We start from the raw sequence: 12,082 nt of genomic DNA, 5'->3' as shown, positions 1-12,082 counted from the left end.
AAACGTGTAATACGACTGATTTAAACGGTATCTATAAAATTCTTCTCTGTTTTACTAAAAACCAGTACACCTAAAAGAAGTAAAAACGTGGTTATCATTACAGTATAGGTTAAACCTAAATAGGAAATTTGACCTGCATTAAGTAACATTAAACGTGACGATTCAATTATATACGCTAAAGGATTGTACTTAACAATCCAAGCATAATTTGGAATTTTTTCTTGAATTAATGCCAGAGGATACATCACCGCAGAAATGTACATAAGTAATTGAACTCCAAAGGTAAGTAGGTAATTAAAATCTCTATATTTAGTTACAAATGATGAAATTAATAATCCTAAACCAAATCCTAAAATACCCATTAATACTATTAGTAAAGGAAAAAATAACAACAAGGGATTTAAAGTTATAGTGGCTCCTTTCAAATAATAGATGAGGTAAAATACTATAAATATAGAGAATTGAATTCCAAATTTAATCAAATTAGATATTACAATGGAAATAGGTATAATTAACCTTGGAAAATATACCTTTCCAAAAATAGCTGCATTGGTAGCAAAGATGTTCGAAGTTCCTAAAAGGCAAGCAGTAAAATAATTCCATACTGTAATTCCAGCTAAATTAAATAAAAAAGGTGGGACACTACCTGTCTTAATTCCCGCTAAATTATTAAAAATAATGGTAAATGCTATTGAAGTAAATAGGGGTTGTATTATATACCAAAGAGGTCCTAAAATAGTTTGCTTATATAATGTTGTAAAATCGCGCTTAACAAATAATTGTAATAAATCTTTGTATTGCCAAAGCTCTTTCAGATTAAAAGAAAAGAAATTGGTATTAGGCGTTATTTCAATAAGCCATCTGGTGTTATCTTGTTCAAAATTTTTCATAATAATCATTAAATACTATGTTCATTACGTAATCTATATTAGTTATCCAATATAATTAAAAAACGCCGTAGCTGTTAAATTTAATTAGTGAAAGAAAAGGTGGTTTTATGCTATAATCTTTTATTTTATGAATAAAGATGTTACAAATATGAAAATTTAAAAGTATTAGTAGTACATAGATGTAATTATCAATATTTGAGCAAGGATAATATTAAAAGACAAATATAAATAATTTAACCTATTTAAGTTTAAAAGCAAGTCTTCGAATATAATTTGTTTTCAATAAGATTGATTTTTGTATCTGTACTATTTTTTTTTGAATATTAGTAATTACAAAAAAACAGCTGCAAGAATATATTCTTACAGCTGTTTAAAAATTATAGTTTTAATTATTTACCTTTTCAATAAAATTGCATACGGTAAACATAAAAGCTATTGTTGCATTTAGTAACCTGGATTTTGTTGCGGTCTTAAAGTAGGATTAGCATCTAACTCTAACTGCGGCAAAGGCCAAATAAACTTAAAGTTATCATAAGCAAATGCATTTACACCTAATGCACCAGTATATGGAGTTCCTAAAGCATAAGCAGCTAAGGCAGGAGCAGCAGTTTGAAATCCAGCATTGGCTACTTTTGCAGGAATACCCGCAATTGGGAATAAAGGATCATTTTGTAATCTTGTAATGTCAGCCCAACGACGTCCTTCACAAATAAACTCAATTCTTCTTTCTTTTAATATAGCTTCGACCATAGCAACATTACTTGTAAAGCTTGCAGCTGTATAAGCTTGTGTTGCAGGATTTGCTAAAGAGCGATTTCTAACAGAATTTAAACGGGCTAAACCATTAGTTACATCTGTACTTCTTGCATAAGCCTCTGCCATGTTTAGCGCTACCTCAGCATATCTAATAATTGGCGCAGCATCAGTTTTATTAACAGCATCTTTATACTTTCTAGTGAATTTAGTATTTGGATAATAACCAGCATTACCAGTAATTACCATTACACCTTCCGTTCTTCTCTTGTCATCAATTAACCATGAAGGATCTCTCCAGATAATTGGGCTAATGGCAATTAATCCACGGCCGTTAGCTGCTTCTGGTATTGGTGGGTGATACATACTTGGTAAAGATCCATTTACTCCAGGATTATTAGTAGCACCATGAGCAATTGAAAATATAGATTCACTATTAGAATTATTGCTCGCAAAAGGCGTATCTGGATTAGCAGTCATCGTGAACTTGCCATCTAATTTAATACCTTCTGATATAACTTTGTCGTATTTACGCATGTGCAAATACACTCTCGTTTTATATGCAATAGCAGCTTCTTTAGAGATTCTTTCGATCTGTGCAGCAGCTGATCTTTTAGTTTTTGAATACAATAAAGTTTCGGCGTCATCTAAATCATTTAATATCTTAGTATAACATTCTGCAACTGTATTTCTACCTTGAGCTAAACCTAATTCTATGTTAGCTGGCGTAGAATATGATATTTCTCTGTAAGGCACTCCAGGATTGGACCCATTATTATCTTGAAATGGTCTTGCAAAGTGTATTAAAAGTTCATTATGAGTTATAGCTCTAAAAAATTTAGCTTGACCTATATAGTCATTAGCCAATTCTTGCGATATCACTCCTGCTTCAGCAGCTTTAGTAACTCCTTCAATTACAATGTTAGCTCTATTAATCAATCGGTACCCATCTGCCCAATAGTACACATTATTAGCTGAAGTGGCATCGTAAGTACCGGTGTAAGTCAGCTGATAAAATCCTGCTAGGTTTACTACATCTTCACCTCTATTATCACCTTGTTGTATAAAAGCAGATCCAAATATGTATCCCCTAGAACCTGCACCATTGTAATTACCTAATTCAGCAGCATTATACATTCCTGTAACAGATAAATCAATTAAAGCAGGAGTTTGAAAAGCTACATTTTCAGAGATACTATTAAAAGGAACTAATTCTATTACACTTTCTTCACTACATGACGTAAACAAAAGTGACATCATTGCACACGGAACTAAAATTTTAGTAATGGCAAATGATCTAAATTTATTTTTATTTTTCATTTTTTAATTTTTTTAAAATTAGAAACCTACATTAAGACCAACACTAAATACTCTAGACCTTGGAGTTCCATTATAATCATTACCTAGAACTTCCATTTCAGGATCTAATCCTTTATAGTCAGTAATAATCAATAAGTTTTGTCCTTGAACAAAAAGTCTGAATTTATCTACTCCAACTTTTTCTACTATTGATTTTGGTAAATTATATCCTAATGTTACATTATCTAACTTGATATAATCCCCTTTTTCTACAAAACGACTAGAAGCTTGATTAATATTAATTGTAGTTTCTCTGTCATCACGTAATCTAGGTGTCCAACCATCTCCAGTATTAGTTACACTTTGCCATCTACCTAAAATTTCTGTACCATTATTATTAAATCCTTGAGATAATAGCTCACGTCTAGTTAAGTTATTAATTTTATTACCGCCACTGAAACGGAACATGAATCCTAAATCAAAATTCTTATAATTCATATTAGAATTGAATGCTCCAAAATATGTAGGTAAAATTTTTCCTAAAACTACTTTATCAGCAGCTCCTAAAGAAGATGTTTTAGAAACATCAGTAGGGTTAGCTGGATCAAATACTCTATATGCTTGAGTATTTATATCTCCTTGAACAAGTGTACCGTTACCTTTAGTAAAAACAGGATTTCCATTAGCTGGATTGACACCATAATAATCAAAACCATATAAAACATAAGGAGATTCGCCTTCTCTTAATAAGTTGTTTCCAGTATTGTAACTATTTGCATCAACAAAATTAATGTCTTGTCCATTCACTAATGTCTCAACTTCACTTTTAACTAACGATAAGTTTGCACTAACTGTCCATTCAAAGTTTTTATTTCGAATAGCTGAAGCTTCAACAGAAAATTCATGACCTGAATTTTTCAAAGAACCAACGTTTTTAGAAATATAATTTTCAGGAATACCCAATGATAAAGGCTGTGGTACTTGTAAAATTAAACCATTTTGGTTGTTGATAAAATAATCGTAAGTTAGTTTCACACGATTATTCCATAATGATAAATCTGCTCCATAATCATATTTAACAGAAGTTTCCCATTTTAATTCATCATTACCTGCTTGGCTATAAGCAATACCATTATACTCTGCATATTTTGCATTATTGTATAATCCTAAATATGGATAATTACCAATACTAGTGTTACCAACTTCTGCAAAAGAGGCTCTCAATTTAAAATCAGAGACTACACTTCTTAAAGAACTCATAAATGATTCTTCACTTACAGTCCATCCTGCAGAAACTCCTGGGAAAGTTCCCCATTTGTTTGCAGTAGGTAATGCAGAAAGACCATCTTTACGAATAGAACCTTGAATAAAATATTTTCCAGCGTAATTGTAGTTTAATCTACCAGCATAAGACATAATTCCATTTTCTGAAACACCACCACCAGATAACTGAGTAGCATAAGAACCTGAAATAAGATTTTTATTAAAAAAAGTATCAGATAAACCATTACCTCCTCCGAAGAAAGAATTAATTTTTTGCTTTTGAACCTCGTAAATAGCTACAGCACTTACGTTATGTGATTCTCCAAATGTTTTATTGTAAGACAATATATTTTGAGTATTCCAACGAGTTAAGTTTTGAAAATTATTTCTTACAGCTCCTGCAATACTAGCCCCATCACCATTAATAGGATTTAAATAATTGAATCCTTCAGTACCAATAGCATCAACACTTCCTTGTGTTTTATAACTTAAACTTGGTGTAATTTTAAAATCTGCAAAAAGACTTACTAACGATCTATCTATTTTAGACTTATAAATGTTATTGTCTAATACATAAACAATGTTAGGTAAGTTATTAGCAATAACTGATAAATTTTCTCCTTGTCCTACTGTTGAACCTGTAATGTTATATCCTGTTGGGTGATTAGCATTATAAACTGGAGTATTTGGCAATTGACGCATAGAATTAAAAATGATTCCTGATAATCCACCTGCATTATTGTTTAAACCTGTATTTTCAGTTCTTGATAAAGCAATATTAACTCCAACATTCAACCAACTTTTAACTTTCTGATCTACGTTAGCTCTAACATTATATCGTGTTTGACTGTTAGATTTAGCAAGACCTTCTTGTTCGTTGTATCCCATTGAAAAATAATAGTTTGTTTTATCTGTTGATCCAGAAAGAGACAAATTATGATCTGTTTGAATAGCTCCTTTACGTAAAACTGCTTTTTGCCAGTCAGTATCAAACTGAGTTCCTACAGCCAAAATTGAAGCGCCTCTATTAGTTCTCTTCTCATTTTGAATAGTAATAAAATCATTTGTTTTCAATAAGTCTAAGTACTCGATTGGCTGAGCAATTCCTGTATACGTGTTGTAATTAACTCTGAATTTACCGCCTTTACCTTTTTTAGTTGTAATTAAAATTACACCATTTGCAGCTCTTGATCCATAAATTGCAGTAGCTGAACCATCTTTTAAAATTTCTGTCGATTCAATATCAGCTGGATTAATATCACCTAAGGCATTGGTATCAGCATATCCTCCTACATCACCAGTGAAAATTGGAACACCATCAACAACAATCAAAGGATAGCTACCAGAGGTAATAGAACCTACTCCTCTAATTCTAATTCTAGGAGCTTGTCCTAACACGCCAGAATTAGTAGTTACTTGAACTCCAGCAGCTCTACCTGCAAGTTGAGACTCAAAACTAGGTGTTGCTAAATTTGCAATAGCATCACCTTTAATTTGAGAAATAGAACCTGTAACTTCTCTTTTCTTTTGAGTTCCGTAACCTACCACTACCACTTCTTCAAGAGCTTGAGAAGACGAAGTCATTTTGACATTTACAGTATTAGATGCACTAACTGTTACAGATGAGTTATTCATTCCAATAAAAGAAAACACTAAAACATCACCTGCTTTTGCTTTGATAGAATATTTTCCATCAAAATCAGTTTGAATTCCACTATTAGAACCTCTAACAACAACATTAACTCCAGGGATCGGACCAGTCTCATCTGAAACAACACCTGAAACAATTTTCTCTTGTGCAAAAGAAAACTGGATTGACAACGCTAATAATAGCGTGAAGATCCATTTGAATTTTAATCTCATATTTAATTTATTTGAATTGGTTTGGCGGCAAAAATGATAATAAAATATTAATTAAACAATAGGTAAATAACATTTAACAGTAATAAAATTAAAATTTTTAACTTCTTATTAATTAATTAATTAATAAGATACTAAAATACAAACACGCATTTGTAACAATATAAAATTAAATGTAAAATGTTAAGATATGCTGATTATATAAATTATTTATAACTTATTAACAACTCTACATTTTTAATTATATTAAAAATAGACCTTCACGTAATTAAATGAAAAATTAAATTTTAAATAATTAATTTAAAAATCACCTAAGATAATGATCTTATAAAATGCACTATAACGTTTTCGATAAGATTTTTAAAACGTAAGAATGTAATAATTAACTTATTTTTATTTTAAGGTCTAGATTTTATTAATATTATTATATCAATTATTACTAATTACAGTGTTTTGATCAATAAAAGTCAATTACTAAAGATTTTACGATTGTTCTCAAGTGGCATGCAAAAAATTTTATAAAAAATAATATTTAAGAGTTTTAAGAATCGTAATTCCTATAAATTTTAAGCAATAAAATATCATGAACAACTAATTGTTAATTATATTTCAAGCCAAATTTAATAATTGTTTTTGCTTATATATTTATAGTCTTTATTTGAAAAATTTATAAAATAAGTTCTAATATTTAAAAAGTCATTTTATAGTAAAAGCATTAAAAAAAACGCTTAAATTCATATCTTATGATCTCTAGTTAACTTAAATTGCTATATGATTTTATAGTTCTGATATAAATAATATCATCTTTAATTTTTTCTGGTTGCGTTGTGATTATTTTTTTTTGGGTAAACTTTATAATTAATATCAAACAATCACATTTTATATTAGATAAGTTTTTGTTGTAAATAAATTTGTATAGATTATCCATGCGCATACATATTTTAAAAAATATTATTTTAATCAGCTATTCTTCTAAGAATAATAATGCTTTTTAAATTAACGCTTATTATGTTGTGTGATATATTCATATAATACAAATTTTAAAATAAAAAAGGTTGTCCGTTAAGACAACCCTTTTTCTATAAAGTACATGAATACTTAATTCAGCAAAATAAACTGTATTAAGGAAATATTTTCATAATAATTATTAACTATTAGGCACACATAATTTATTGTACAATAACTCATTATTTGGTATCGGCCAGATATATTGTGAATCCGTAATACTTACCGCTGGCGCGCCGCCTTTTGCCACAAAGTTTTGTGCAAGTCTCATAACGTCTGGTGATCTGAATCCTTCGCCTAATAATTCAATTCTTCTTTCGATTGCTATTTGATTTAATAAATCCTGAAAACTCGCAAATGAAGCCGATGTAAATACTGTTGTAGCATCTGACCTGCCTCGCACTGCATTTAAAAGTTGTATCGCTCTCGAATCAATCAGCTTTTTATCCCGAACAATCGCTTCTGAAAGATTTAAAAGTATTTCAGAATAACGAATTACTGGAACGAAATCAACATCAGCTGTGCTTTTTGTCCATTTATTAAGATAAGTTTTACCACCATTAACAACGTTTAACGCTCTCCTAGAGTCTGTTGTTTTCCAACCTGCATCAGAAATTATGCCCGTCGCTAATAAAGAATATTCACCTGTGCCTGCTGTTGGTGAATAGTAACTAACAAGAGAATTTTGAGTTCCTGGGAGATCCGTTGGACTATATGCAAATGAGAATACATTTTCAGTGGTTAATGCCGGGGTTGCAAAAACAGCGGAAATAGCAGGGACCAATTTATTTGAAACGCCACTTATTGAAGAGAAAGGAGCTGCGTTAGACACAATTTTGTCCGCTTCAGAAATTACTTTATCATATTTATTCATACTTAAATACACCCTGGTTTTTAGAGCGATTGCAGTATTTTTATGTGCTCGTGTAGTATTGTCATAAGCATTAGCATTAGTCAAGGTTAAATTTGCCTCAGCAAAATCTAAATCTTCAATGATTTGCTTATACACATCAGCAACAGAAGATCTAACTAAATTACTGCTTCCACTACTTGTCTCCGCTTTCAGTCTTAATGGTAATCCTGGTTTCGAACCATTACCATCCCAATAAGGTCTTGCATATAAAGTTACCAATGAGTAATATGACAAGGCTCTCAAAAATAAAGCCTCAGCTTTATATTGGGTCTTTAAATTTGCGGCAATAGGGGCAGAATCTAAACCAGCTATAACAACATTACATCTATTAATAGCTAAATAACCTTCATACCATAAATTTTGAACTTCATTAGTGCTAGATTGTAGTCCAAAATTCCAAGTGAATAAGTTGGTAACGCCGTTGGTCTTTTCATTATTAAATTCTTCACCGCGAACATCTTGGTAATTGAAATAGCGACCACCATAAAATTGTCCTCCTTTTACACCGCTATACATTCCTAAAACTGCTTGTAGTGCTCTTTCAGGGGTTTCAAATGCTGTTACATCACTAATTCTAGTTTGATTGAGTGGAGACAAAGAATCGGCATCAGTACAAGCTGTTATTACCATTGCAGTAACAAACATTAAAAATATTTTTTTCATTATTTCTTTTCTTTATAAATTATAGACTTAAGTTTAAACCAAATGAAAATGTTCTAGCCATAGGTGCTGAATTTCTGTCAACACTAGGTGAACTACTTGAATTTCCGTTAGTAGAGATTTCTGGGTCAAATCCTGAATAATTAGTAAATGTGAATGCATTTTGAACACTCAAATAAAATCTTAAGTTGGTAAATTTCATTTTTTCAATTAGATCTTTTGGAAGGCTATATCCAAAAGCAATATTTCTAACTTTTACAAAATCACCTTTTTCTAAATTATCAGATATTGGCATTGAGGAACCATTTGACACATTATCTCCAAATACTATTCTTGGTATTGCAGTTACGTCACCTGGATTTTTCCAACGCGTTAATACGTCAGCAGAATTATTCCATACCCTCATATCATGTAATCCTGCATTCGTGCCATTATATACATAATTCCCGCCTGAGAAATAGATTGAAACATTTAAATCAAATCCTTTATACAAAAAAGTGTTATTAAAACCGCCAAAATATTTAGGCAAAGCTGGTCCTAATACAACAGCATCATTAGCTTGACCAGCAGCACGAGTAATAGAACCATCACTTACTTTAGTCCATCTTGCGGCTGTTGTGGCTGCCGAATGATCGTACTGTACAGCTGTACCGTCTCTATAATAAAATATTCTTCTACCATTAGCTGGATTTACCCCACCCGTTTTAACAATATAAAAATTACCTATCGACTCTCCAACTCTTGTTATACTCGTATTTTCGAGACCACTTGTTGCCGTAATTACATCAGAACCATTGGAATCTAAAGCAGTCACTTTATTCTTTTGAGCAGTGAAATTAAAACTTGTATTCCATTTAAATTTGCCCTCTGATAATACTTTAGCATTTAATGTTAACTCATATCCTCTATTGTTCATACTCCCAACATTTGTTAAAATTCTACTATCAGGTATTCCAGTAGAAGACGCTTGTGGAACATCTAAAATTAACCCATCAATATCATTTTTATAGTATCCAAGTTCACCTGTAATTCGATCGTTAAACAAGCCGAAGTTCAATCCAAAATCAGTTTTTTTACTGGTTTCCCATGTTAAGTTTTTATTTCCCGCTTGCGAATAAAAAAGAGTTGAATTTGTTCCATTTAATCCCGCATTAAAGAAACTACTTGAAGCATAACTTGCAATTCCTTGATTATTACCTACCAAACCATAACTTGCTCGTAACTTAAACTGATTCACTACTTCTCCGATAGCTGAATTTTTATAAAAATCTTCTTCAGATACTGTCCATCCTAATGATCCACCATAAAAATCACCCCATTTATTTCCAGGAGCAAAAGCAGAATATCCATCACGTCTTGCATTTACAGAGAAATAATATTTCCTGTTATAATCATAGTTTACACGACCAAAGTACGATTCAAGATAATTTTCAATCAATGAATTTCCTGCAGGAACAATAGTAGTATACCCTCCTTGATATTCATTAAAGAATGGATCAGAAACTGTTTTTCTAGTCGCTCCCCAAGCATCAATTTTTGAATATTGTCTCTCTGATCCTAATAATGCGCTAAGATTATGGTTTTCACCAAAACTAGTGTTATAATCTAAAATATTTTGGATTGACTTTCTACTGTACCTATTCATTGTGTTAGAAGCTAATCCCTTATCAGTAAATCCCTCACCATGTGTAGCATTTTCGAAACTTTTGTTTTCAACAATAAGATTATCTATCCCATATAATGATTTAAAATTCAAACCTTTTAGCAGCTTCAAACCAATATAAAAATTAGATATAATATGATCGTTTTGAGCTGAATAGGTATTCTTATCTAATAAGTACTTTGCATTTTGAAATTGAAGTCCTGTCAAGTTATTTCCAAACCCTATTTGATTTCCTCTTAGATTATAAGTACCATCATTGTTAAAAGGCCCGACATTAGGAGCCTGAACAAATGCTAATCTAGCTGCACCAGAAGAGGAGAAGGCAGCTGCATTAGCTGATCCAGTAGCAAGTCCATTAGTTCTAGAATTGGTATAATTAAATGTTCCTCCTAGCGTTACCCAACTATTAACTTTTTGATCTAAAGAAAAACGGCCCGTTTGCCTTCTAAAATCATTATTTATAAACATACCTTCTTGCTCTAACTGACCAGCAGATAAGAAATATTTAGTGTTCTCCGTTGCTCCAGAGATACTAATGCTATGATTATAAGCAACACCTGTTCTATATGCATAGTCATACCAATTAGTATCTACTAAATTTCCACTAGCATCTTTCATAGTGTAAAAGCCTCTTGTAGTTCCGTTTGCAGGAGTTCCAAAGTTAGCTAATCCTTCATTTTTGATATCTGTAAAACCTTGCGCATCCAATAAGGGTATTAAGTTATAGGCACTTGTGAAACTAACGGAAGAATCAAAATTGATCGAAGTTTTACCTAATTTCCCTTTTTTAGTAGTTATTAATATTACACCTGCTGCAGCTCTCGATCCATAAATAGCTGAAGAAGATGCATCTTTTAATACTTCTATACTCTCTATATCCGCTTGATTAATGTCAGCAAGCGGGTTATTTGCGGCACTACTTTGATTTAAATTATCTCCATTCCATGACGGCACACCATCAATTACGATTAAAGGATACGAACTTAAACTAATTGAATTAATACCTCTAATACGAATTACTGCTTGATTCCCTAAAACTCCATTTGGAGTAGTAACATTCACTCCTGCAGCTGCACCTGATAAAGCTTGATCGAAACTTTGAACAGCAATATCTTTAATTTTATCACCTCCAATTTTTGAAATGGCACCATTTACATCCCTTTTCTTTTGTGTTCCATAACCAACAACAACTACCTCCTCCAGATTTTGCGAATCTGAAGTCATTTTAACATTTACAGTGCTAGAAGCACCAACCGTTACTGAAGAGTTGTTCATCCCAACAAAGGAGAACATTAAAACTTCACCTGCTTTAACTTTAATTGAATATGCACCATTAAAATCAGACTGTACTGATCTATTAGTTCCTTTAACAACAACATTAGCACCAGGTATTGGGCCTGACGCATCTGAAACAACTCCTGAAACAGTCTTCTCTTGTGCAAAAGAAAACTGGATTGACAACGCTAATAAAAGCGTGAAGATCCATTTGAATTTTAATCTCATATTTAATTTATTTGAATTGGTTTGATGTCAAAAGTCTTAATAAAATATTAATTATGCAATAATTAACACAAAATATATTAGTATTTAACAATTGTGTATATAATTTGGCTCTTCGCCTAAATTAGTGGAATTATATATTTTAGGCATTTCCTAAATAATACACCATCTTTATGAAATGCTGCGAATTTCTATAACCTCTTGCTCTAGATCTTGCTAACTGCATTACGCTATTTAATCCTTCTGAAACAGCATTTGTTATTCCCGTTTTGATAG

At 31.5% G+C, this 12,082-nt stretch carries 6 protein-coding genes; all 6 read right to left on the bottom strand.

Going from position 1 to position 12,082, the window contains the following annotated elements; all coding sequences use genetic code 11:
• Positions 1-20: 20 nt before the first annotated feature.
• The gene (locus tag RCH18_RS08945) at positions 21-890 is read right to left on the bottom strand and encodes an ABC transporter permease (RefSeq protein WP_326936412.1); all 870 of its coding nucleotides are present in this window, start codon (positions 888-890) and stop codon (positions 21-23) included.
• Positions 891-1,334: 444 nt separating this feature from the next.
• Complete coding sequence (locus RCH18_RS08940) at positions 1,335-2,963, bottom strand: RagB/SusD family nutrient uptake outer membrane protein (protein WP_326936411.1); 1,629 nt, start codon at positions 2,961-2,963, stop codon at positions 1,335-1,337.
• An 18-nt stretch (positions 2,964-2,981) separates the two neighbouring features.
• On the bottom strand, positions 2,982-6,068 hold the full coding sequence (locus RCH18_RS08935) for a SusC/RagA family TonB-linked outer membrane protein (RefSeq protein WP_326936410.1): 3,087 nt from the start codon (positions 6,066-6,068) through the stop codon (positions 2,982-2,984).
• A 1,144-nt stretch (positions 6,069-7,212) separates the two neighbouring features.
• Positions 7,213-8,646, bottom strand: a complete 1,434-nt coding sequence (locus tag RCH18_RS08930; protein WP_326936409.1) for a RagB/SusD family nutrient uptake outer membrane protein — start codon at positions 8,644-8,646, stop codon at positions 7,213-7,215.
• 19 nt (positions 8,647-8,665) lie between these two features.
• A complete protein-coding gene (locus RCH18_RS08925) occupies positions 8,666-11,809 on the bottom strand; it encodes a SusC/RagA family TonB-linked outer membrane protein (RefSeq protein WP_326936408.1) in 3,144 nt (1,047 codons plus the stop codon).
• 139 nt (positions 11,810-11,948) lie between these two features.
• Positions 11,949-12,068: a transposase gene (locus RCH18_RS16135; RefSeq protein WP_442788153.1), complete on the bottom strand. Its 120-nt coding sequence runs from the start codon at positions 12,066-12,068 to the stop codon at positions 11,949-11,951.
• Between the last annotated feature and the right edge of the window lie 14 nt (positions 12,069-12,082).

Source organism: Flavobacterium sp. PL11, assembly GCF_035985025.1.
GTDB lineage: Bacteria > Bacteroidota > Bacteroidia > Flavobacteriales > Flavobacteriaceae > Flavobacterium.
This window is presented reverse-complemented; position numbering and strand designations above follow the sequence as displayed.